26 protein-coding genes are annotated in these 23260 nt (G+C 59.0%); 3 read left to right on the forward strand and 23 right to left on the reverse strand.

Annotation, left to right across the window (positions count from 1 at the left end):
* Positions 1-42: 42 nt before the first annotated feature.
* The 11 genes from VV088_RS22385 to VV088_RS22435 form a co-directional block, all read right to left on the reverse strand.
* Entirely contained in the window at positions 43-1098 is a 1056-nt protein-coding gene (locus tag VV088_RS22385; protein ID WP_334600432.1) for an IS30 family transposase, read from the reverse strand.
* 59 nt (positions 1099-1157) lie between these two features.
* Complete coding sequence (locus VV088_RS22390; RefSeq protein ID WP_304965975.1) at positions 1158-1370, reverse strand: helix-turn-helix domain-containing protein; 213 nt, start codon at positions 1368-1370, stop codon at positions 1158-1160.
* A 105-nt stretch (positions 1371-1475) separates the two neighbouring features.
* Positions 1476-1718: a helix-turn-helix domain-containing protein gene (locus VV088_RS22395; protein WP_304965974.1), complete on the reverse strand. Its 243-nt coding sequence runs from the start codon at positions 1716-1718 to the stop codon at positions 1476-1478.
* A gap of 155 nt (positions 1719-1873) precedes the next feature.
* Positions 1874-3232, reverse strand: a complete 1359-nt coding sequence (locus VV088_RS22400) for a phage tail tip lysozyme (RefSeq protein ID WP_334600433.1) — start codon at positions 3230-3232, stop codon at positions 1874-1876.
* A complete protein-coding gene (locus tag VV088_RS22405; RefSeq protein ID WP_334600435.1) occupies positions 3229-3678 on the reverse strand; it encodes a phage holin family protein in 450 nt (149 codons plus the stop codon). Before VV088_RS22405 ends, VV088_RS22400 begins: the two co-directional genes overlap by 4 nt.
* Positions 3679-3697: 19 nt before the next feature.
* Complete coding sequence (locus VV088_RS22410; RefSeq protein WP_334600436.1) at positions 3698-4531, reverse strand: Rho termination factor N-terminal domain-containing protein; 834 nt, start codon at positions 4529-4531, stop codon at positions 3698-3700.
* Complete coding sequence (locus VV088_RS22415) at positions 4507-5571, reverse strand: RNA-directed DNA polymerase (RefSeq protein WP_334600437.1); 1065 nt, start codon at positions 5569-5571, stop codon at positions 4507-4509. The genes VV088_RS22410 and VV088_RS22415 overlap by 25 nt, the downstream gene beginning before the upstream one ends.
* Before the next feature lie 370 nt (positions 5572-5941).
* A complete protein-coding gene (locus tag VV088_RS22420) occupies positions 5942-8542 on the reverse strand; it encodes a hypothetical protein (protein WP_334602852.1) in 2601 nt (866 codons plus the stop codon).
* Between the two features lie 11 nt (positions 8543-8553).
* Positions 8554-10593: a phage tail protein gene (locus tag VV088_RS22425; protein ID WP_304965849.1), complete on the reverse strand. Its 2040-nt coding sequence runs from the start codon at positions 10591-10593 to the stop codon at positions 8554-8556.
* A complete protein-coding gene (locus VV088_RS22430; RefSeq protein ID WP_334600439.1) occupies positions 10590-11288 on the reverse strand; it encodes a hypothetical protein in 699 nt (232 codons plus the stop codon). Before VV088_RS22430 ends, VV088_RS22425 begins: the two co-directional genes overlap by 4 nt.
* 2 nt (positions 11289-11290) lie before the next feature.
* Positions 11291-12070 carry a phage tail fiber protein gene (locus VV088_RS22435; protein ID WP_334600440.1) on the reverse strand — a complete coding sequence of 260 codons (780 nt, stop codon included), beginning with the start codon at positions 12068-12070 and terminating at the stop codon, positions 11291-11293.
* Positions 12071-12154: 84 nt separating this feature from the next.
* Here VV088_RS22435 and VV088_RS22440 point away from each other — a divergent pair, with 84 nt between their 5' ends.
* Positions 12155-12328 (forward strand): hypothetical protein, encoded by a 174-nt coding sequence (locus tag VV088_RS22440; protein ID WP_325293600.1) that lies wholly within the window; start codon positions 12155-12157, stop codon positions 12326-12328.
* A 138-nt stretch (positions 12329-12466) separates the two neighbouring features.
* Here the strand turns inward: VV088_RS22440 and VV088_RS22445 are convergent, their stop codons facing one another.
* The 3 genes from VV088_RS22445 to VV088_RS22455 all read right to left on the reverse strand — a co-directional run bounded on the left by VV088_RS22445 (position 12467) and on the right by VV088_RS22455 (position 16379).
* Positions 12467-13000, reverse strand: coding sequence for a phage tail domain-containing protein (locus VV088_RS22445; RefSeq protein ID WP_334602876.1), 534 nt, complete (start codon positions 12998-13000; stop codon positions 12467-12469).
* Positions 12997-15669, reverse strand: a complete 2673-nt coding sequence (locus tag VV088_RS22450; RefSeq protein ID WP_334602877.1) for a phage tail tape measure protein — start codon at positions 15667-15669, stop codon at positions 12997-12999. The genes VV088_RS22445 and VV088_RS22450 overlap by 4 nt, the downstream gene beginning before the upstream one ends.
* A 248-nt stretch (positions 15670-15917) precedes the next feature.
* Positions 15918-16379 carry a hypothetical protein gene (locus VV088_RS22455; RefSeq protein ID WP_334602878.1) on the reverse strand — a complete coding sequence of 154 codons (462 nt, stop codon included), beginning with the start codon at positions 16377-16379 and terminating at the stop codon, positions 15918-15920.
* A gap of 132 nt (positions 16380-16511) precedes the next feature.
* On the opposite strand from VV088_RS22455, the gene VV088_RS22460 reads away from it, so the two are divergent.
* A complete protein-coding gene (locus VV088_RS22460; protein WP_334602879.1) occupies positions 16512-16805 on the forward strand; it encodes a hypothetical protein in 294 nt (97 codons plus the stop codon).
* A gap of 154 nt (positions 16806-16959) precedes the next feature.
* Positions 16960-17043, forward strand: a complete 84-nt coding sequence (locus VV088_RS22465; protein WP_442913199.1) for an SHOCT domain-containing protein — start codon at positions 16960-16962, stop codon at positions 17041-17043.
* Positions 17044-17226: 183 nt separating this feature from the next.
* Here VV088_RS22465 and VV088_RS22470 read toward each other — a convergent pair whose 3' ends face one another.
* Genes VV088_RS22470 through VV088_RS22510 form a run of 9 tightly spaced genes read right to left on the reverse strand, consistent with a single transcriptional unit; the run spans position 17227 to position 23259 of the window.
* Positions 17227-17616 carry a hypothetical protein gene (locus VV088_RS22470; RefSeq protein WP_325224795.1) on the reverse strand — a complete coding sequence of 130 codons (390 nt, stop codon included), beginning with the start codon at positions 17614-17616 and terminating at the stop codon, positions 17227-17229.
* Between the two features lie 54 nt (positions 17617-17670).
* Positions 17671-18480 carry a chitobiase/beta-hexosaminidase C-terminal domain-containing protein gene (locus VV088_RS22475; RefSeq protein WP_334602880.1) on the reverse strand — a complete coding sequence of 270 codons (810 nt, stop codon included), beginning with the start codon at positions 18478-18480 and terminating at the stop codon, positions 17671-17673.
* 18 nt (positions 18481-18498) lie between these two features.
* Positions 18499-18933, reverse strand: a complete 435-nt coding sequence (locus VV088_RS22480) for a hypothetical protein (protein ID WP_334598862.1) — start codon at positions 18931-18933, stop codon at positions 18499-18501.
* Between the two features lie 6 nt (positions 18934-18939).
* The gene (locus VV088_RS22485) at positions 18940-19272 is read right to left on the reverse strand and encodes a hypothetical protein (protein WP_334598863.1); all 333 of its coding nucleotides are present in this window, start codon (positions 19270-19272) and stop codon (positions 18940-18942) included.
* On the reverse strand, positions 19269-19613 hold the full coding sequence (locus VV088_RS22490) for a phage head closure protein (RefSeq protein WP_334598864.1): 345 nt from the start codon (positions 19611-19613) through the stop codon (positions 19269-19271). Before VV088_RS22490 ends, VV088_RS22485 begins: the two co-directional genes overlap by 4 nt.
* 2 nt (positions 19614-19615) lie before the next feature.
* Complete coding sequence (locus VV088_RS22495) at positions 19616-19960, reverse strand: phage head-tail connector protein (RefSeq protein WP_334598865.1); 345 nt, start codon at positions 19958-19960, stop codon at positions 19616-19618.
* 11 nt (positions 19961-19971) lie between these two features.
* On the reverse strand, positions 19972-21306 hold the full coding sequence (locus tag VV088_RS22500) for a phage major capsid protein (protein WP_334598867.1): 1335 nt from the start codon (positions 21304-21306) through the stop codon (positions 19972-19974).
* A gap of 5 nt (positions 21307-21311) precedes the next feature.
* A complete protein-coding gene (locus tag VV088_RS22505; protein WP_334598868.1) occupies positions 21312-21932 on the reverse strand; it encodes an HK97 family phage prohead protease in 621 nt (206 codons plus the stop codon).
* A gap of 1 nt (position 21933) precedes the next feature.
* Entirely contained in the window at positions 21934-23259 is a 1326-nt protein-coding gene (locus tag VV088_RS22510) for a phage portal protein (RefSeq protein WP_334598869.1), read from the reverse strand.
* Position 23260 lies beyond the last annotated feature (1 nt).

Genomic DNA, 23260 nt, shown 5'->3' on the forward strand with positions numbered 1-23260 from the left:
CGCCGTTTGTCAAGAGAAATGCGAAAAATTTTATAAATTTTTTTAGCACAATGCGGGGAGGCCAGGAAAAGCGGCGGCGAAAAGCTCCGCCGCGGTATGGAATCCGAACATTTTCCGAGGATAGTTATTGATCCATTCTGTCGTCTCCCGGAGCTTTTTCCGGGAGACCTTCTTAAAGTCCGTCCCTTTCGGGTGGCGGCGGCGGGTCATGCCGTTTTGTTTCTCATTGGAGCCCCGTTCGCTGGAGCTGTACGGATGGCAATAATAGACCGTCGTCCTCTTTTCTCCCGGGCGTAGACAAGACCGCTCCATACCCTCCACGTCCGCAAACTCGGAGCCGTTGTCAACGGTGATTGAACGGAACACAACCGGGAACAAAGCCCCGAGTTTCCGCTCCAGGCGGTCCAGGGCGGCAACGACCATTTTCGCCTCGCCCGTTTTAATTTTTATGTTTATTTGGTTCCTTGTGACGCGGCCAGTCAGGGCGAGGACCCGCTCCAGGCTCCCGTCCTTGGCGCTCTCTACTGTGTCCATTTCCCAATGCCCGACCTCCTCCCGGGCGTTGATCTCCCTGGGGCGCTCCTCTATGCTCTTACCCCTGCAATTCCGGGCGGCCCTTGGCTTTTGCTTTTCTTTCTTTTTGCCCTGGTTCCGTTTAATGGGGAGGTCTGCGCTTGAAACGCCCGGTATAATCCCCATTTCGATATAGCGGTAAAGGGTCCGGGGCGATATTTTAGTATCAAATTCCATCCCTTTAACCGCAATTTCCCCGAGGGCGGCCTCCGGGGACCGATAGCCGTCCTTTAGGACCTCTCCGAGGTAGTTTGCCAGCTTGTGGTCCTTCCCGATCTTGAGGTCCGGGCCCTTGCCGGAGAATGTGGCCTCGTATTTCTCCCGGGCGATCTCGGGTATATAGCACTCATAATCTATGAGGTCCGTCGTGCGCTGGACGCCGAGGCCCCGCTTGATCTCCCGGTAAATAGTGGAGACGTGCCGCCCGATCTCGTCGGCTATCTTTTGGGGGGTCCATCCATCCTTGAGGCGGGTTTCAATTCGTAGCCGCTCCCTCCAGGTCAAATGTTTATAATGCTTTCCCATAACGCAAGCCTCCAATATATAAAAATCCCCGCTCGACCACTGGCCGGGCGGGGTTGTGTTTATATCAGGTCCCGAGGGTGTACGCCGAGGGCGTCCGCAAGGGCGAGGGCGTTCTTTAGGGAGGTATTCTCCACTTTTGAGGTCCCGCCCTCTATCCCTTGTATTTGCCGGATACCTACGCCGGATAGCTCCGCAAGCTCGCGGAGCCCGAGCCCCCGCTCGGCCCGGAGTTTTGCGAGTTTGCTTGTGCTGGCCGTTGTTCCCTTTCTCATGCTGTCCGCCTCCCTTGTGTTTGTGCCTCTTATATTACGCTAATTTTACCACAAAGTCAAGCCCCAAAAATCCGCCGGGGGAAATTCTTCCCGCGGCGGGTGTTTCTATCCCGATCCGATCAGCCAATCCGCCGAGACGGCGAAAATTTTCGTTAAGGCGAGGAGCTCATAGTCGGTCACAAGGCGGGAGCCGCTCTCGATCCGGCTTATTACGTCCTGTTCCATAATGACGCCCTCCGTGGTCATTTTTGCCGCAAGGGCAGACTGTGACAATCTGGCCCGGAGGCGTAGCTCTCGGACGCGGTCCCCGGATATGTTCCCCTTTCCCTCAAACTGGAATTTTTTCACGGTTCCGCCTCCTTGCTATGGAAATACCCCATATTTTAATTGACTTTAACATGAAAAAGCCCCCTACTCATGGTAATATTCCATAGCTTATCAAAAGAAAAGGCGTACCAAAAGCAAAGAAAAGGGCCGGAGGCGTTACCCTCCAGCCCTTTTTTCTACTGCTTGCCCTCCCGGGCGTCGTGATATGTGGCCGCCACGACCACGGCCTTGAGCGTCTCCTTGCGGAGGTTGAGGTCCGTCTCGCATACCTCCGCCGGGGTTCCGCCGTTCACGGCTCCGGCCTCCAGGAGCGCCGCGGCGGTGGGTTTCCAGTATTCCGGGACGTCCTTCAAATCCTTATAGATCGGGTTTTCCTCGTCGAGGACCTCCCGGACGGTCTCCCGGATCAGTGCCTTTAATTCCTCTTTGCTCATGTTCTCGATCTCCTCCTCATAGTTGATATAGGGGATTTTCCCCCACTTGGTCCACTTGCGGGCGTTGTATCCGGCCTTTGTCCCGATATTGGAGACGGCGGTCACTTGGACCTTGTTCCTCCATTTCGGAGTACATTCGACCGCGAGGCCGTCCCCGATATATACCCCAATATGCCCCTTTACCCATACCGCCGCCCCGGGGACGATCCGGGAGAAATCGGTGGAGACCTCCTTACAAATTTTAATCATGCCGTCCGCCGACACGTCCGGGCAAGCCCCCGCCGCAAATGCCGCCGCGGTCGGGTAGGTTGCGCCGCCATATCTTTTGGAGACGTCCCCGCTCCAGCCCCACAAAATCCCTTTTATGAGGTTGACGCAATCAAAGCCGAATGTATCGGCGGAGGCGGCGTTGATCCGTGCCTTTTGTGCCTCGCTTGTATTGTAGGCGTGATTTTTGGTATATCTCGCCTTGTTCTCCGGCGTCATAGGGGCCCCAAAGCACCCCATGATATAAAGGGTTTTGAAATTCCCCGCCACGGTGAGGAGCTTGTCCACAAACACGCCGGAGGGCATGAGGCCGGAGGTGTCCGCCGGAGCGTATCGGTCAAAGTAGGTTTTCCCGTACCCGGCGCGGCGGGCCCGGGCGGCCTCGCCCTGGTCGGCGGGCCGCTCAAACTGGAGGAGGACGGCGTCGGAGGCGGTTCGGACGTCCTGGGCGCTTTTCAGCGTGGAGAGGACGCCCTTGTAACTCCCGGCGAGCTCCTGGAGCAAAAAACCGACCTGTGTCTCCAGGTCCCCCACGGACCGACCCGCCGCCCGGACATAGGCCAGGAGGGCCGCCTTGCGGGTCTTATAGGTCCACTGTGCGAGGCCATACCCCGCGCCGTCCCCGGCGAAATTGGTATAGGTTCCGGCGTCCACGGCGGCGGTATAGGCGGCGTCTGTGAGGCCGAGCTTTTTCTCGTGGGTGTTTTGCAAGTTCGCCGGGTTGAGGCCGCTCTCGGCGTAAAGGTTCCCCATGAGCCCCGCCGCCCCCGCGGGCGTCAAGCCCGCGGCGGTGAGGCGGCTCCAGATATAGTTTTCTCTTTCTGCCCCCGTCATTTCAGCAACTCCTCCCCCTTATTTTCCGTGGTACTTTTCAGCTTTTCAATCAATGCCACAAGGAAAGACGGGAGCGGGACGCCGATCTGCGAAATGTTCTCAAGGATCGAAATACACTCATTGAGAACGAGCCAGATTGTCACGAGGAGGCCGAAAAAGAAGAATCCGCCGAAATCGACCTCGATCTGGCCCGCCGCCGTCTGTACCACCCAATCGGCCACAATCGCCACGACGACGGCCAGGAGATAGGCGGCCTTTTTTACAATCCCCATAATTCCCACGCGGGAACAAAGCTCGCCCCGGGTCCATGCCCGGACCATGCCAGAGATATAGTCCACGACCATAACAAGGAAAAGGACCGCCACGGGGAGGGCGAGTTCCTGGAAGTATGCCGCGGCTCCGGCCACGGCGGCGGCGATCACGCCACGAAAAATATTTTCTTTCATTGTCTTTTGTTCCTCCTTCTTAAAGCTCGGCCTTTATGGCCGCCACAATATCCGCCTTGAGGGTTTTCCCGGCGAGGCTGATCCCGTGCTCCTTGGCGTATTCTTTGAGTTGGGGGATCGTCATAGCCTCCAGGTCTGCGGCCTCCGCCGCCGCGGGCGCGGGCTTGTCCGGGAGGCTCCAGGCGTCCGGGTCGTCGTCCGGGCCGAAACTCGTCTCCCGGATACACTCCCGGACGGTCCCGTCTGTCCAAACCATATACTCGCCCGCCTTATATGTATCATGGGCCCCCTGGACCTCCACAAAGGGGCGGGCGGTCTCCGGCGTGTTTCCGTGGAGGGGCCTCCAGAATGTGCGCCACGCGGTCCCCTCCGGGGAAATGTCCGGGTAAACCGCGCTGTCGTGCTCCTGGAAACACTCCCACGTCTGGCCGCCCGCGTTCCGCACGTCCCCGACCTTATAGGCGGCCCCGGGGCTCCAGTCCTCATAAAGGGCGGAGACCGCGATCCTCTGGCCGTCGTCGAGGTCCAGCCCCGGCAACGTCAGGCGGGCGATCTTTGCGGCGGCGATCGTGGCCTCCGGGCCCATGCGCTGGACGGTCGCGGCAACGGGGAGGGTGTGGTCCACCTCCACAAGGACGCTCTCCAGCTCGTACCATTCATAGAAAAAGCCTCCTTCCTGGGCCTCGTGAATCAGGGCCCCGATTATGCACTCGTAAACGCTCCTTTTGTCCTCCTGTGCTCTTGTGAAGGATACGACGGGGTCCAATACCTGGATCGCCTCGTCGGATTTAATACGGAGGTAGCGGCGGGGCCGCCCGCCGTCCCTCATTATGCCGATCGTGTATTCAAGCATAGGTTTCTCCTCCTTTTGTCCGCCTCCCGGACGGCGTTTTTCAAAACTGGCCGGATCGGGAGGACGTGCTTTTCATACTGTTTCTTTCCCGCACAATGTTTAAGCTGTCCGGCCCTGGACAGAATCCCCCGGGCCTGTTTCGGGTCTACCCGCCGCCGCGCCTCGATCCGTTTACTCGCCCGTGTGCATTGTCTTTTTAGGCGGAGGAGGTTCCGCTTGCGGATCAGGGTTAAGCCCCGTTTCATGCGATACCCCACGGCGTCGACCATGCGCTTTCGGGTATTGTAGACTTGCCAATTTTCCTTTAGGCGTAGGCCCATACGGGCGAGGTATTCCATGATCGCCCGGATCGCCTTGTGGAGCCTTTTCTTGTTCGGGCCGAAAAAAGTAAAATTATCAATATACCGCCCATATCGGCGGATACCGAGCTTTTCCCGGATATAGTGGTCCAGGGGCTCAAGTACGGCGTTAGCGAGCCATTGAGAAATATAAAAGCCTATTTTGATCCCGGCCTTGATGATCTTCCATATCAGGGCGAGAAATTCCCGGTCCTTGATTTTCCTGCAAAGGAATCTCATAACCACGCGAGGAGATAGGGAATCATAGAATTTTTTAATATCCGCCTCGCCGCCGTACTTTGTCCCCTTGCGGTCTTTGTCGAGCCATTTCTCAATCGCTTTTTTCTCCCTGTGCGGGCCCCGGCCCGGGATACTCCCACAACAAAAATAATCCATGCCCCGCATAAGGATGGGCTTTAAGACTTGGACGATCATGTGGTGGATATATTGGTCCGGCCAGAGGGCGGGCTCGTTGATAATCCTGGTTTTCCCTGCGGTGGGGTCGTACCGCTCAAAGGTCCGGGCGGGTTTCGGGTGGAAGTTCCGGGCGATCTTGCAAAGCTCCTCCGCCCGTTCCTCCTTCGTCCGCTCCACCCATTGAGCGGTTTTATTGTCTTTGCGATCCTCGTTTATTTCCTCGATCGCCTGGAGGGCGTTCTCCTTTTTGCAAAGCCTCTCCATGAGGAATCCTATTCTTTTCATGTTTCGCCTCTCGGATGTAAATAAATTTTCTTATTCACCTCACGGTCTTTCAAACCAAAAAGGCTTACTAAACCATGTCCCTACGGCAATTTTTACCGAGCGGTACGGAAAAGGCTACGCGGTGAGACTATGTCTTGAATAAGTAGGCGCGAGCCGAGGTTGGCGTTGGTGTTGGCGGGCGTGTTGTTGCCGTTGAGGTAGAACGGCCCCGCGTTGGTGCCGTTGCCATAGTTGCCGCCGATATTGAGGGCCCGGACCCCGGTGTTATAATTGCAATAATCCGGGACGCGGGAGCCAAAAAGCCCGGTCGCATAGCGTAGCCAGTCCCTTTTTATTTGTATCCCTCCTTTTCGTCAATGTGTGTTTATCGTTACCTCCGGGGGGTTGCGACCCCCCGGTCCCCCCGGCGGCTACGCCGCCCGAGGGAGCTTTTGAAGGCGCGAGCCGAGGCTGGCGTAGGTGTTGGCGGGCGTGTTGTAGCCGTTGAGGCAGAACGGCCCCGCGTTGGTGCCGTAGCCATAGTGCCGCCGATATTGAGGGCCCGGACCCCGGCGTTATAATAGCAATAATCCGGGACGAACGTCGTCTCGGACCCGCCGATCTCCGAGGGATAAATAAAACTCGGGTCGTTGGTGTCGTGGCCCCATGCCTTGATCCATCCACTCGACGCGGCCCGTTTGTTGCTCCGCACCACGGCCCCGGTCCCGTTGTAGGCGTCGGAGAAGTTAGCCGGGTTGTTATAGGTGCAAATATTGGTATCGGAGAAAATGATCCCGTCTCTCCACTCGCGGACGTTGCCCCACGGGTTTTCAATGTTCCGATACTGGACGGCGGTCTGGCCGTCTGTCCCCGCGGCGCGGCCTGTGTGGTAGGTCATGGAATCGGTGGCCCCGGTGTTGATCTTTGCGCCGGAGCTTACGTTACCCTGTCCGATCGCCGTCTGGCCGTTCCAGTCCGCATATTCCACGATATACAAAAACCACCACGTCAAATGTAAAGCAATATCCGCTTGCCAATACTCCGCGCCGAGGGCATGAATCCCGCTCCTGAAGGTGGCGAGGGGCGTCGAAACTTTCGGGGCCTGTCCGCTCCTGGACATATAGGAGCCGTCGCACTCATAGCGGCCAATATAGACAACATCCCGCTCGCCGACTCCGTCCCCGCGGTCCCGGTGGGCCGGGGAAACCTGATAGCCCGGGGTCGCCTTGTCCGCGATCTGGACCTTAAAGGGCGCGTGAGATACCTTTACCCAATATTTCGGAATTTTCACAAGGACGTTATTCCCGTCCGTTACTTTTGTCATGCCGGACCACGGTAGGCGGTTGTCAAAGGGGGAGGACCCGGCCCCGTTTCCCACGGCTGGGACGGGGTCCGTAAAGAGGGCCGCGTCGTCGCCTCTTGTGAGCTTGGTCGTGCTGGAGCCGTCCCATGCCGCGCTATAAATATGGACATATGCGAGGGAGAGGGTTTTTGTCTGGCCGTTCGCCGTGATCTGTACCGTCCCGCTCGCCTCCTGTCCGCTCTTGGTGGCGGTTATGGTGTAGGTGCCCGCCTCCTTTACTGTAAAGACGACGGAGCCCGTGGAGGTCTTTGTCTGCGTGTTGGAGCCCTTCGCACAAGTGACGGTTGAGCTGCTCTCCACGTTGACGGTAATCGTAGCGGAGAAAAATTCAAGGTTGAGGACTTTCGACTGGCCGCCCGCCGTGATCTGTACCGTCCCGCTCGTGGTCTCTCCATTCATGGAGCCTGTGATCTGCCACGTCCCCGCATTGTGGACCATAAACACGACGGAGCCGTTGGAGGTCCCTTCGAGGGAGGTCTTGCCGTCCGTACAAGTGACAAAAGCCCCGGCGGCGATATTGACGGTAATCGTGGATCGGAAATATTCAAGGGTGAGGGTTTTCGCCTCGCCGGAGGCGGTGATCTGGACCGTCCCGCTTGTGGTCTCGTCTCCCGTGGTGGCCGTTATGGTGTAGGTGGCCGCCGAGGTGACGGTAAAGACGACGGAGCCCGTCTCGGAGGTTTTGGTCTGCGTTTTTCCGCCGCCCTCACATACCACGGAGGAGCCCGCCTCCACGTTGACGGTAATCGTGGACTCGAAAAAGGCCAGGGCGGCGGCGTACTGCTTCGCCGTGTCCACCACGATCTCGACGGTGTTCGAGGGGAGGCCGTCCCGCTCCGCCGAGACGCTCCAGGTCCCATAATCCGGGACATTGAACACGACCGCCGCGCCCGTGGAGGTCTGCTCGTAGCTCTTGGAGCCGTTGGAGCACGTCACAACGGCCCCCGCCGCCACGGTCACAATAATTTGAGGGTAAAGCCCGCCCGCCGCCTGGGCGGTCTCCAGGGCCTCGTCCGCGGTCTTTTTCGCCTCTCCAGCCTCTTTCTTCGCGTTGCTGGCCTCCGTGGAGGCGGAAGTGGCCGCGGTCTGTGCCGTCTCCGCCGCGCCCTGGGCCGTGGCCGCCGCGTCCGCCGCGGTCTGTGCGTCCTTCTTTGCCTGTCCCGCGTCCTGGGCCGCTTTCTCCGCCGTTTCCGCCGCCTCTGTAGCTTTACCCTCCGCCTCGCTTGCGGCCTCTTGTGCGGCCCTTGCGGCGTCCTGGGCGGCCTTTGCGGCCTCCCCCGCCTCCGTTGCCGCGCCCGCCGCCGCCGTGGCCGCGCCGCGGGTCTCCGAAATGGCGGCGATCAGGTCGGCGTGATCCTTCGCGGTGAAGTTCCGCCCGATCAGCTCGCCCGCCGTCCAGGCCCGGGCCGCACCCTCGACCCCCCGCTTGCACCCGGAGAGGGCGGTCTCCGTTTTGGCGGTGTAGAGGATGGTCTCTCCCTCCTCGTCCGTTCCAATGGTAGCGAGGTTCGGGGCGGGCGGAAACGCCGAGGCGTCCGAGACCTCAATAATGGTATCCGCCGCGCCGAGGTTGTTTGTGAGGGTGGCTTGCGGCGAAAACGCAATACCGGGATAGAGCACTGTTGCCATAGAAAAACCTCCTAAACTGTTTTATCCCCGCGGGATTGTATAAAGCCCTGGACAATTAGATCAATGCTGATATAGGCGAGGTCGTCCGGGCGGACCTCCAGGGACAACCAGCTCCCCCGGGGGATCATGTTGTCCGAGCCTGTCAATAGGTCCGTAATATCAAGCTCCGCCGTCCTCCCGGAGAAATCCGCTTTTTTTATCCCATTGATATAAAGCCCGAATTTTTGAGGGTTCCCATATTGATAAATCCCCGGCGTGATATTGTGGGAATGGGAGGGGACCGTTACCTTGTGGGAGTGCCCCGGGATCGTGATCGTGTGCCTATGGTCCGGGATGGTGACGCGGTGAGAGTGGCCGGGGATCGTGGTCGTGTGGGAGTGTGCCGGAATGGTGAGCCTGTGCGAGTGGTCGTCTACGGTGTGCGTGTGCGGCGGGATGGTATGGGAGTGGGCCGGGTGGATATGGGCACCGGAATCCACCCATACTTCGTATCCGTCCGCAATCACGGCCCCGTTTTCATCCACGCCCCCATATATTGCAATCCGCACTCCGTTATGGAGGCCGTGGTTGTGGACCGCTTGCCCGGTGGTCTGGCTCGGGAGGACGTTCGAGCTTTCGAGGGCCGTCGCGCTGGAGGTGGCCCCGCCGCCGCTGGAGGTGGTTTGTCCGCCGCCGCTTGTGGTGGTCGAGGTGGTCCGGCCCCCGTCCGAGCTTGTACGGGTTTGGTCGTCGCTGGTGGTGGTGGTTGAGGTGGTCCGGCCCCCGTCCGAGCTCGTGCGGGTTTGGTCGTCGTTTGTGGTAGAGGTGACAACCTTCGCGGCGTCGCTCTCCGTGCTCTTGGAGTAGGCCCGGAATTTTGTCATTCGCACCTTGACGAGGACCTTGTTTATAATCCGCATTTCCTCCGGGATGAAAAAGTCCATTACCGCCCCGGAGGAGCGGTCACAATTCGCCTGGAGGGCTTGGCTATAAATTTGGGTTGCTCCCTGGGCGTATGTCTGCTCAATCCTCTGGCGGTCCGCCATATCGGCCAGGGAGGAGGCGATCGAGGTCTCCTTGTTCGCCACAACCAGGGAGGACCGCTCCGCGTCCTCATAGTCCCGCTTAATCTCTGTTATGAACGTGTCCACGCTCTCCCCGATCTCCGGGTAAACCATACGGAGGCGTTTTCCGACCTCGGCCTTGTCAAAGTCGGAGGCGGTCATTTCCTGATAGCCGACCGAATAGGAGACGGCGGGTTCCTGGAGCTCCCGGAGCATAGCCTCCGCCGCGGCCTTGAGGGAGGCCGGGTCCTCATAGCGGCGATCCGTCCATACCCTTTCGATAATCCCGTATTTGTCCGTGATTGCTTTCGGGCTCTGGAGGTATGGGACGCCGCCGTTTACGCTCCCGATCCCGAGCTGGTTCACGCCCTCGCCATAGCCGAGGGGATAGAGGCGGGTCACAATATTTTGAGGGTCCCGGCTCCGCTGGTAGCTTGTCATATTGTGCCGCCGCCGGACGTACATTTCCGGGCGCCCCGTGGTGTCCAGGCGTTTGAGAGACAGCCGCCACGGATAAACCGCCGTATTTGTCCGCCATATGTAGGGGCCCGCGAGGGGTGTCGCCACGGAAAATAGGGCGGAGAGGAGGGACTCTTGCTCCCACCCATATTCAAATTGGTTTCTATAGTCGCACTCGTCCAGGACCCAATTTTTCACAAGCTGGTGATCCAGGACGTACCGGATCACGTCGGGGGTATAGGTCCCGAGGTTCCCGACAACGTGATACCCGAAAAGAATATTGTCAATCAGAGTTGCGAGGACGTGCTCGCACTGATAGGCCACGCTCCCGGACTCGTCCACGGTCAGGGTCTCGGGCATGATCCGGTAAAGCTCCCCGCCGTTGTGGCGGACGTAATAGAAGGGCTTGCAATACTCATTTTTCGGGTCCTTATACGGGAGGGAAAAATAGAAATACCAAACGGCGTTAATCCGTTCCTGTTCTGAAATGGCGTGAGCGTTCTCCGCGATCGCTACCCGCCGCCGCGATTTATCAAAAATTTCTATCATAGGTATCTCTCCGTATAAATGAGCTGTCCCCGGAGCTGGCCGCCGGAGGCGCTTTCGATAATGAGCCGGAGGAGTTCCCGGGATACGTTGATCCAGTCCCCGGACTGTGTATGCAAGGCGTTTTCCCCATTCAAGAGAACGAGAAAAAGCTCGCTGTCAATCCGCAATTCTCCCCCGGGCGGGATCGTGAGCTGGAGGGTTGTCCGCTCCGTGGTCTGTGAGGTCGCCTCTAACATGGAGGTCAGGACCTCGGAGACCTTGAGGGAGGCCGTGACATTCTTCGAGCCCGCCGCCGCCGCGGTGAGACGGTCCGCAAGCTCCAGGGGCGCGGGGACATTCTTCGAGCCCTGGGCCCGGGCGGCCAGCACGTCCCGGACGGTCAGGGCCGCGGGCGTGTTCTTCTGTCCGTATATGGAGCCCTGGATGGCCTCGGAGAGGGCGGCCCGTGTCACTACGTCCGCCGACATTCTCGCCGTCGTAAATAGGCGGTCAGCCGCCGAGAACGTGGAAATAACAGAGACCGTCCCCCGCGCGGAGCCCTGGAGGGCCTCCGCGTATTTGTCCCGGAAATCAACGGGGATCGCGGCCCCGGCAACCGCCCCCATAGCCTCGGAAAAGCTCTCCGCGATCTCGACCGTCTTTGCCTCCTGGTTGACGGAGTACCGGGCGAGGCTATACCGTCTATCGTTATACATGATTAGTTGATCCCTACCTCCACGGCCCCCTCCGCAATCGTGGGCATATATCCGCGCTTGAGTTCCACGGACTCCGTCAGGGGCTTAATATAGACGGGCTCGCCGGAGGTCTCGGCGGAGTAGAGGGCGGAATAGGTCCAGGTCCCCCACGCGGTCGAGGGCCTTGGAAACGCCGCCGCCTGGGAGTTGCGGGCGATAATCTGGCCGGAGGTTTGCTCCGTCGGGGCCCCGAATGTGAGGGGGACGCGCTGGTAATTGTCCCCGGACAGCTCGGAGCCGGAGGACTCCGGCGATCCGTTCCAGAGGGAAAAATAGGGTGTGATCCCTTGGATAGAGTTTCCCCGGAGGACGTTCAAGACCTTTGTTTTCCACGCCTTGGAGAGGTTCCCGGTGAGATAGAAAAGCACGTCCCCGGCCAGGAATACGGGAGGCTCCTCCGCCCCGATAATGAGGGGCTCCACAAGCTCGCCCCGGGCGAGCATATTCCCGCCCGTGAGGGAATCCACGACGCCGATATGGGTAATGGTGCCCGCCGCCGAGACGGGGGTCGGAAAAGTAATGTCGGTGAGGTTCTGGACCCCGATCCCGCCGTTGGAATCCGCCGGGGCGGAAAAGTCAATTTCCATCCGCTTATATCCGGTATAGCTTACCTCTGTTCCTGCCGTGCCGCTTTCCCCTGGGTCGTTGAGGTAAAGGGCAAGGTAGCATTTCGCCGGAGCCGCAAAGGTGACGCCGCGGAGGGCGTTCAAAATCCCATTTTCCAGGTAGTCGCAAGCGTACATAATTAAACACTCCTTTTCGCATTTCTCCGTTGCCGCTCTTTCCTTTCTGTGGTAAACTTTCTTCCAGAAAAGGGGGTGATACGAATGATTCCAATGAACGAAAACGCGGCAATCACAAATTCAATCGAGATTGCTAAAATCCTTTGCGCGGCCCGCGGCGATAGATACCCTATCGACGTAGACAGCGCAAACGAGATCGCGGATTTTATTGAAACGCTTCAAAAGCGTTTCACGGAACGCTCGGACAAATCCGATTGATAGTCTCTGCCAGCAAGCACATAGACTCGGATAGTTTCGCAAGTTCCATATAATCCCGATTTTTTGTTTCTGCGGAACGCTCGGAAAGTAGCTGTAACTGCTTTTCGAGCGTTTCTTTGATCTTGTTTTTGTCCATAGTCAAACACTCCTTTTTATAGCTGTTATAGTGATGGTGAGGACGTCCGCGTCGGAGAGGTTCCTCAAAACGATAATGCAAGGGGTCTCCGCTGTGCCCCGGTAGTCGACCGGGTTCTCCCCGGAGGTGATCGGCTGGGTCACGGTCCGCCCGAGGGCAAAAGGCGGGTTATAGTTCCACGTGAGATCAAACTCCCCGTATTTAAGGTGTTGCGCCATAGGGGGCCCGCCGGAGATACGGGCCGTATAGTATTTATCCGGCTCTTTATCGTAGGCGAGCCGCCCGGTGCCGGACAGCCAATAGGCGATCTCCCGGCATACCTCCGGGACGGTTTTCCCTGTCGGGCACTTAAACGCACAATGAATCGTCTCCGCCCGCTCGTCGTACACATTCCCGGCCACGCCGTCATAATAGCCGGAGCGGCCCGGGATCACGACCTTTCCCTCCCGCCGCGGGGGGAGAATGATCCGGCTCGTGTCCTGTGTATAAATTCCGAATTTGCTACTATGGACGCCCCGGAAAGAAAAACCGCTCATAAACTGCCGCCTCCTCTCGACCTCTTTTTCTGCTCCGTGAGATAGTAGAGCTCCCGGGCGACCCGCTCCACGTCCTGGTCGTCTCGGACCTCCAGCTTGTCCACATAGATAGTGATACCTCCAGTTGTTCCGCCGTCCTGGCCCCGGACCGCCGCCACGATCGCCGCGGTCTGTCTGTTGATGGCCGCCGAGGTTGGCGGTTCCTCCACGCTGGAGGGGAGGCTTTTCTCCATAGCCGACAAAGCGGTCCGGCCCGCGTCTGCGTAGGTCTCCGCGAGGTTGGCCTTTTCTGCCTCCGCGCCCTTTATAATGCCTTGAATATCAAAGCGGCCCGCCTCGTTGAATTTCTTCGAGGGGGAGGCTTGTTCGACCTCCTTCTTGTAGGCGGCGAGGGCGGCGCGGCCCATTTCGGCATACTTCCGCACGAGCTCCGCCTTTTTACTGGCCGTTCCGTCTATGAGCCCTTGCATATTGTTTTCGCCGATCTGATAGGCGTCGTCGGATAGGTCCATATCCTGGATCGCGTCGTCCAGGTCCCGGACAAGTTCCTCCATTTGATCCGAAAAATCGGTTTCCATTTCGGCCACGGTCTCGGAAAACGCCTCTTTGCCCTTCTCCACCTTTGCGAGCTGTTCATTGAGGGCAGCTATATCCTCCTCGCCGCCCTCCACAATGGCCGCCAAAATTTGCGCGGACTCCTCGGAGCCGTCGGACAGCTTTTTAATTAAGCCCTCGTCCACACCGAGCTCCATAGCCTTTTGAATGTTGGCCGCGTAGGTTTCCATATAGGAGACCTGTCCTTGTAGGGTCCCGATCAGGTTGTCAATGGAGGTTTTCGCCGATCCGTCCAGCTCATTAAAGAGGCCGAGTTGTCCGTCTATGCTCTCCATAGCGGCGTTATAACTTTCCTCATAGGCCGCTTGGAGGGTCTCCATTTTGGCGGTTATATCCTCCACGCGGGAGGTCATTTCCTGGGTTTTGGCGGCGGCCTCCGCCTGTTTCTCCCCGTATTCCCGGGACGCCTCCTCCAGTTCCGCGATCTGTGCGGCGTTTTCTTCCTGGGCGGCGGTGAGTTCGTTAATATCATTTTGGAGTGTCCTGGTGTTCCCGGAGCCTGTTTCCTGGGCGGTGTTTAATGCCTCTTGAGCCTCCTCCAGGCGGGCGGATATTTCCGACTGTTCTGTGTAGAGTTCAGACAAGCGGGCGACCTGGGCCTCATATTCCTCTTGTGCGGCGGCCTTTTCGACCATAGCCGAAACCTCGGCGGCGGTGAGGCCCTCCAGGGCGTCCCGCTCCGCGTCATAGGCGAGATTGAGCCCGGGGACGCTTTCGTTTAGTTGGTTTACGAGTTCAGAGATCGCCGCCTTTTGTGCGGCGGACTTTTCCTCTACGGCGAGGAGTTCCTCCAGTGCGGCGGCGCTTGCGGCGGTGGACTCCTGCTCCGCCTCCATTGTCTCGGACAATTCCTCATAGGCCGCCTTTGTCTCCTGGAGTGACCCCGTAAAGGCTTTTGTTTCCTCGCTCGCGGAGGTCATCATAAAAGCAAATGCGCCGACGGCGGCAACAGCCGCAACGGTGGCCGCCGCAATCAACCCTATCGGATTAGCCTCCATAACCACATCAAGCGCGGCAGTTGCCGCTACCACGGCAGTAACTCCCGCCGCAAGTGTGCCGAGCCCTATGACAACCGCCGCAACAGCTTTCACGACCGCTGGGTGTTCGTTTGCGAAATCTGCCGCCCATGTGAAAGCGTCCGTCCCTACGTCGTACAATCTTTCAAGTGACGGATTTAATTGGTCTCCGACGGCGATTTTCAGATTTTCCGCGGCGTTTGTCATTCGCTGGTGTGCAAACTCCGTTGTATCCGCCATGATCTGAAAATTGCGGTCGACGGCCCCGGAGCTGTTCGCCATAACGCCGAGGGTCCGGTCAAATTCTTCTGCCCCGGTATTGAGGAGGGAGAGGGCCGCCTTGCCCGCCGTGGTGCTACTCCAGAGGTTGGAGAACGCGGTCGCGTCCCCGTTCGCGCTATCGGAGAGGATCGCCATAATGTCCCCGAGATTGGACCCGCTCGCCATGAGTTCGGCAAAGCTCTTTCCGGTCTGCTCCTCCAGAATCCCGGCCACGTTGGAGCCGCTCTTTGCCAGCTCGTCCAGCATAGCGCCGAGGTTGGTCGTCGAGATCGCCGTATTCATACCGCCCTTTGTGAGGAGCGCATAGGCGGTCGTCAGGTTTTCGAGGCTTACATTGTAGGCGGCGGCGGATGGGATCACGCGGCCCATATTTGCGGCCAGCTCTCCGACGGAGGTCTTGCCCTCGTCCTGGGTCTTTACCAGCATAGAAGCCACGCGCTCGGCCTCTGTTCCTTCCAGCTTGTAGGAGTTGATCGCGGTTGTCAGAACGTCAACCGCCGTCGACGCCTCCGTAAAGCCCGCCGCCGAGGTCTTTGTGGCCGTGGCGACAAAGTTCACAACGTCCGCCGTATCCACACCCGCCGAGAGGGCTTGATAGGCCGCCTCGGCCAGTGCCCCCACGGCGACGCCTGTCTCGCCGGACAAGGTCACAAGTTCCGTTTTGAGGGTTTCCAATGGGACGACGCTTGTATCTGCCAGTGTGGAGACCTTCGCCATAGAAGTTTCAAAACTTTCTGCGGCCTTTGCACACTCCATAAGAGTGTCTGCGATCTCCTTCACGGTTTTAGCAATTCCCGCCGCCGCTAATACGGTGGCGAGGTTGTCGATTGCGCTTTTGCTCTTTCGCCGAATTTCCGGACTCCTCTCCTGCTTTTTTTGTCTCCTTCCCGTACTTGTCTATGGAGTTCGCGCACCCGTCGGCGCTTGCCCTTGCCTCACTCAAATATCCGTTATTTTTCCCTATCTCGTCGGATAAAGTGTTGAGTTCAATCTTTGCTCCGTTATTATTGTTTTTGCCAGTTCTGGACCCCACGCTCCGCCGCCGCCTGTCCGGCCTGGGCCTCCTCAAGTTCGGCGTTCCATTTGTCGAGTTCCTTTGTGAGGGCCTCTTGCTCTCTGGAGGTGTCCCCGGTGGACCTCCGCAAGGTTTCAAGGGCCCGCTCACACCGCTCTATATTGCTTTGTGCCGTTGATACCCGGGAGGAGTATTCCTCCTGTGCCCGCTGGGCGTTGCGGAGGGCGGCCTCCAGGGTGGAGACCTTCTCCTGTTGCTTTTTATACATGGAATCCAGGGCGGCCCCCTTGGCCGTGAGGGCCTCCATGCTGTTAGCGTTTCCGCGAAATTCGCTCTCCACGAGCGCAAGGCCCGACTTGAGCGTGGACAGTTCGGAATTACAAGCGGCGATCGCCTGTTTATATTGGGCCTCACCCTCGACGGCGAGTTTTGTCGAGATTGTCCTTGCCATGCGCGGCGGCTCCTTTCTATGGCAATAATCAATTTTTTACTTGACATTACCATATTTTCGGGTGATAATTTCCCTTGTGAAATGCGATTATTTTCGCCGTTCCTACAACAAATAGATTAAAGGGGTTATTCTATGCGCGAGGATGTTCAAAGGGTTCTCGACGAGTACAAAATTAAAACTTTTGGCAATAAAAAGGATCTCGCAAGGGCCGAGGAGTTGCTTGATCCAGACGAAACAGTCCTTTTTGCCTCCCCGTCAAACGTCGTTATTACCCACGCAAACACAAGGAAAAGAGGGACGTTTCCCGGCGTCGTGTTCCTCACGGACAAAAGGTTTTTGTTTTCTTACAAAGTGCTTTCTAACTTCTCCGTTGAAATGTTTCTCTTAACGAAATACAATCCGTTGACTGTAGCGGAAACGGCTTAACCGGGAGCTCTATCGGAGTCCATACGCTGACAAAATCCTTTTCTGTGATGGTTACATACAAGAGGGAGATCGCACAAAAAATCCTAAAGGTTTTCGAGGACGCAAAAAACAGTGTTTCTACAATCGCCACTCCGCCTCCGCCGCTGATGAAATCTTGAAGTATAAAAACCTTTTGGATTGTGGAGCCATTACAGAGACGGAATTTGAGGCAAAGAAAAACCAGTTGCTCGGAATCTAATCCGCCGCCGGAGGGGTTCGCCCCTCCGGCTTTATTCGTCCTCCGGCTCCCGCTCCTTCTTTACGCCCCGGGCCTGGAGGTAAAGCTCCCAAAGGTCCCCGATCTCTCCAGGTGTGGAGAGGAGGGTCTCTTTTTTTGAGAGGCCGCCCGCTGTCCCCATGCGGATATAATGGGCGCGGGTTACTACGTTTTTTTTTGCGTGTTGAGCTCCGCAAGGCCGAGGTCCACCTCGTCGGCGTCGGCCTCAATCTCCCGGCCATAGCCGAGGGTCAGGGCGGAGGGGATCGCAACCTTGAGGGCGGCGATCTCACTCGGAGCCATTGTCGCCGCGATTGTCTCGGCGTCCGTCATAGGTTCCGGGTCATACCCGAGGCCGCGCCGGACGAGCTCTCCTTGTTCTGCCAGGATTGCGGCGGCCTTGCAAGCGGCGGAAAATCCCTCCCGTGTGTCGCCCTTGATGGCTTCGATCATTTCGCCGGACCCGCCGAAAACTTCTTGAATTTGAAACATAGCCTCCACGGTAAAGGCGAGGTATCGCACCCGGCCCGCAAGGTTGATTTTTACGCTTTTCATAGCGCCCTCCTGTAAATTCTTGTAGGGAGGCGGGTTGTCCCGCCTCCCTGTGTGTTACTCCGTCAGGGTATAGTGAGCCTCCAGCACGTCGGAGGCGGCGAATCCCTCGGCGGTGGCGATCGCCTTAATCGTGGTCTCCTCCGTAATCTCAATGGGGGAGGAATAGGCGGGGGAGGTCTCGGTCGGGTCGGAGCCGTCTGTGGTATAGCTGATCACGGCGTCCGGCGTGGTGGTGGCGAGGGCAACGGTCGCGCCGCTGGCGACCGCACCCGCCGCGGGCGTGGCCGTGGGCGTGGCGGCCCGTTTCTTCCCCTTGAGCTGTTTCTTGATCCAGTCGATCGCCTCGGGCTCCGTCTTAAACTCCTCCGTAAACCTCCAGTCGCCCGTCTCACAAGCGAACACTGTAAAAGTCGTGTTGTTGGTCCCGAATGTGATACTGTCGGTTTTGGTCTGCGCGGTGTCGTTTCCGAGGGCGGCCTTGACGAGGGGATAGAAATAGCCCTTGTAAAGGACCTTTTTCCGCCTCATAAGTTTCTTGAAGTACGCAAGGCCGCCCGCCGGGGGATCGTCCCCGACATTGTAGCGGACCATTTTCCCCTCTACGGTGCAACCGTACACGACGCCCGCGACGGGGTCCTCCATGTCGTCGGTCTCCATAGCGATAGAGCCGGAGGAAAACTCCTCCACGCTCTCGGCGAGGCCGTCGTCGGCAAAGAGCTTGCCGGAGGCGAGGTTTACGGTGAGGTCCGCCTTGACGAGGCGGCCCACCCGGACGGGGTCCTGGTCCTTATAGACCGGGAGCTTGCCCTCCGGCTCCTCCGCCACGGGGTTAAAATAGGGATATTTCGCCCCAAAACTTGCCATAGTAAAACCTCCTAAAATTTATAGGTTTCTGCTGTCGAGAAATTGGTTATAGACCCGCTCTCCGGCGTCTATCGCCTCTTTCTCTTTCTTCTTGTTCGCGGCGTCGATCGCGGGGCGGGCGGCTATGTGCCGCCCCGGGGCCCCGTATTCGTTGATAAAAGCGATCTCGGCGTTTCTTGTGGACCTCCCGCCGCGCTTGCGGGTCCCCTGGGGGTAGATGGTGAGGGAGCGCCCGTCCCGATCCTTTTTGACCTTCCCCTTTTTGACTGACTTCGAGGAAATCCCCAAAGAGTGCGGCCCTGTCCACTGTTTTTCAATCTCCGCCCGCTGGGCCGGGAGAATAACGCCCGCCTCGGCCTCAAGAATCCCCTCAACCACGCTATCCGGTAGGCGAGCCAGGGCGGCGAAATCGTCGGAGAGGGCGTCGAGCCCATTCACGGTGAGGCGTCCCATTCTCTTTCATTCCTCCTCTAAGCCCTCGACGGTTTCACACTCAAAAACATGGTGCTGACCGTCTTTATCCGAGGCGTTGGTATAGGCCGGATAGGTGAAGCCCGCCGAGGCGAGGGCTTTCTTAACGGCCCGCCGCTTTGCGGTAATGTCATAGCCGAGAGGGGCGTATAGATGGACCTGGACGGAGACCCGCTCCTGTTCCGGCTCGTCGTCCCCGTAATTGATCGGGGTTGTGTGGTAATTGAACGTGATGTAAACCGCTTTCTTGCCCTCGTAGGCGTCCGCCTCTGCGGGCGCTATAGGCTCCAGGACGGCCCGCAAGGTTTCATTGATACTCACCCCTCCCCCTCCTTGTCCGGCCCCTCCTGGGCCGTTTCTGGCGGCTCCTGGGCCTCTTTACAGTTTAGCTCGTAGGTCTCGCCGCTTTCGGTGTAGGCCCTCACGACCTCATAGAGGCGGCCCTCGTACTCCACGAGGGTCTCCTCCTGGTAGTCCGCGCCCCGCACCTCCAGGACGAGGGCGATCTTGTCCCCGGCCTGTTTTGCCGTGTAAAACTCGGAGCGCGTGGCGGTCTTTTTGTTGGCGAATACCTCCCGCCGCGTCTTGACCGTTTCCTTGTAGCCGTTCGGTTTTACCCTTTTTTCCTCTCGAATGAGGGCGGCCTCGTCTCTCCAGTACACGGCTACACCTCCCCGCCGACGTAGTCCGAGGACATAGCGAGGGAGACCTTGAGGCGTTCATAGACGGCCCGGAATTTTTCCGCGTCCTCATTGTCGAGGCCAAACTCCGCCTTGATATAGTTCATAACCGCCCGCTTAATGAGTGGGTCCTCCTCGTCCTGGGCCCGCTCGGGGAGGACTCCGCCGAGGGCGAGGTCCTCCCGGGCGGCGCGGATCAGGTCCACGATCTCCCCGTCAAACGCTGTCGACTTCGTTCGTACAGCCTGCCTCCCCGCGGCGAGATACTCCTCCGAGACGTCCGCCGCGGGTTCCCGGGCGGCGGGGCTCCGGCCCGTGCTCTCGCTCATGCTCCGCCTCCTTACGCCCCGGCGCTGGCCTTTTTCTTGATACGGAGGAATCCGTTTTCGGTGATAACATTCCCGCCGATCATAGCCTCGCCCATGACGGCGAGGAGGCCCTCCGCGAACTTATAGTCGCGGGAGACTTCCACGGTGTAGGGCCCGAACAAGTCGAGCTGATAGGCCAGGGGTTTCCCGTATGCCATGCAATAGGAGCCCGCCGCCGAGGTGGTCTTGGAGAGGGCGGGGAGCTCGTCCACAATGCAGAATTTCACCGCGAGGCCGCCGTCCTTGATCGTGCCCGTGGTGGTGCTGTTCTCGGAAAACTCAATTTCGTAAACGGCCTTTTTCTCGCTGGTCCCGCGAATGTCGCCGAACGCGATCAGGTCGTCCTTGTTGAGGAGAAGAACACCGCCGCCCTCGACATTGTTCGCGCCGCCATACTTGAGGGCAATCGTGCGGAGGGTTTTCTCGTCGATCTTGCCGATCTCCACGTCGGAGCCCGCCTCAATGGCCGCGGCTTTGAGAATACCCGTCGGCTCGGGAATGGTGGCCGCGGGGTCCCCGGTGACAATGAGGCCCCCGGTTTTCTTGCGGAGGGCGGTCAAAGCGCCCTCGGAGACCCGCCCCTGGTAGTTGAGGGGGGTCGTGCGCTGGATGTTCCGAGAGACATAGGACAGAGTGGAGATCAAAACGGGGGTAATCTTGGCGATACGGAGGACGGGGTCCGTGGTCGCGGGGGCGGTTCCGTCGTCCTTCTTGGTGGCCGCCGTCTGGCCGCCGCTTACCTCATAGGCCACGGAATCCTCGCCCATACCGTTAGCGTCCACGACGCGGACCATGTCCACGATCCCGGAGACGATATTCTGGCCGGGGTTAATCCCGGAGACGCGGGTCGGCTGGGCAATATTCCCGCTGGTGAGGGTGAGGGAGCGGCAAAGGGCGTCGGTGGTGATCTCCATACGCCCGCCCTCGGCGAAACGCTGGGCGCGGGCCTCCACGTCCTGGAGGGGAATCCCCTGGAGGTCGGCGAGGTAGGCGGCGCGGCTCTCCACGCCCACGGGGAGGCCGCCCCGGGCCTCGCCGCCCCCGGCGATCGGGTTCACGGGGCCGGGGGTAGGATCGCCGGAGCCCCGGTCGCCGTGGCCGCCCTGCTGGCCGTTCCGGCCCTCCAGGCCCGCCCCGCCATTGAGGCGGCGGGTCGCGGCCTCCCGGCGGTCGAGGTCCCGCTCCTCGGCGTCCAGGGCGTCGAGCTCCTTCTCCATGGCGTCCATATCGACGGCCCCCTCCCCGGCCAAAAGCGCCCGAATCTCGGCGCGGCGGGCGGCGATCTCTTTACGTCTTTTCTCAAACATAGTTTTTATTCCTCCTGTTTCTGTGTGGTGTGTGGATAGGTACGGGTCCGCGCTAAAAGCCTCCGCCGCCTCGCGGCTTGCTCCAAAGCCTTGACCTCCTTCGAGTGCTCCACCTCAAAGAAGGATCGGGCGGAGAGGTCCGTTTCCTCATAGGCGGGAATATCCACCGCCGAAACGTCGTATAGCTTGCGGAATTTAGTTATTCTCCGGGTGTGGGTGGCGGCGTCATACTCCGCCTCCTGCACCGCAAAGGAAAAACTCATTTTGTCGATATAGCCGCCGTCGATCTCCTCGTAAAGGTCCCGGCCCGCTACTGTGCCGGAGAGGTCCGCCTCTATGTCCAGGCCCCGGTCCGTGATGTTGAGGGTGAGGGTCTTGTTGCGGAGGCGGGCGACCACCTTCCCGCCGTGATTGTAGTTCATAATCACGTCGGAGAGGTCGCACCCGTCCAGCGCGTGGCGGTCGATCACTTCGTAATACTTGACGCCGTCGCACTCAAAGAGGACGGTCGGGGTATCGAACACGATCGCCGTCCCCCGCACCTTGTAGGCGTCCGACTCCCCCTCCCGGGGGACGAGGGAAAAGCCCTGCAATGCGCGATACTCGCGCCCCTTCTTAATGGGCATTTTAAGCGCCCTCCTTTCCGTCTTTCGGCTCTGTGGGTTCCTGCCCCTCCTCGGGCTCCGGCGTGTCCTGTGGGCCGCCGGAGGGCGGCTCCTGGGGCTCTTTCGGCGTCTCCTCCGCCTTTTGCCCTGTTGTCCCCATTTGGTACTTGTCCGCGATCTCGGCGTTTACCATGTTCAACGTCTGGACCCGGCGCTTTCCCTCGTCGCCGCCGATGGGCGGGAATCCGAAAATATCCAGCACTTGATCCAGCTCCAGGGCCCCGATCTGTGCCAAAAACTGCGCGGCCTCGACCCGCTTGTCCAGGGTCTCAAACTGAATACGATCCATTTCACAAAGGACCTCATTCCCGAAACCCTGTTCCCGCTCCGTAAAAATGGCATCGGTGAGGCCCTGGGCGAGTTGCATATAGAACGGGACGAGCTGGCCCTGATAAAAGGCGTCCATTTCCTCCGGCGTGGCCTTGTTCTGGACGATCGCCTCATTCATCCCGAAATAGTCGTAAATCTCCCGCCGGACAAATTCGAGTTGCCCGGTGGGGATCGGCGTCTCCTTCTGCTGGATGGGGGTATATTTGTGTTTGCTGTCCGTGATAATCACGCCGGAGCCGTTGGCCTCCATGCTGAAATTATCCCGGACAAAGGCGTCCCGCCGAGCCGCGAGGTCCTCTTGCTTTGTGACGGTCGGGGCCTCCAGAATCCCCCGGATCACGGAGACGAGTTTCGCAAATTTGCTCATTCCCTGGTTAAAGGCGTCCGCGGTCTCCAGGGCGGGGAGGAGGGGGCGGTTATCGTCCCCGAAAATATCATTGTCCAGGTAGTGACGGCGGAGGTGGACGAGGTGCTCATAGGGGACCGTGTAGACGTTCCCCGTCGCAAAGGTGAGGCGGGCATACATACCGCCCATATCCTCCACGAGGTCCACCCGGGAGGCGTTGATCGGATAGAGGGCGGTCAGCTTGCCGCCGTCGAACATGGGGAGGATAAAGGCGTTATTATACACAACGAATTGAGCGGCCACGCGGTAATAAAAGGCGTAGGCGGTCATATACGGATTAGGCCGGACCCGGAGAATCCGCTCTAAGCTGTCAGAAACGGTCTCCCGCCGCCCTCCGGCGCGGCGGATGTGCCGGGGCTGTATCTTTGCCGCGTTCCTGGCCCATGCGTCCACGGCGGCGCGGACGGTTCCAATGTCCCACGCCCGCCCATTAAATGGCGTAAAGCTGGAGTCATAGGACGAGAGGAGCCGAAACGCCGGGAGGTTGCTCCCGCTCGTTGGCCGTTTACCGAATACGGACTCAAAAAGTCCGCGAATATTCAAAAATCCCATT

Origin of the sequence: Lawsonibacter sp. JLR.KK007 (assembly GCF_036941135.1) — a bacterium.
GTDB lineage: Bacteria > Bacillota > Clostridia > Oscillospirales > Oscillospiraceae > Lawsonibacter.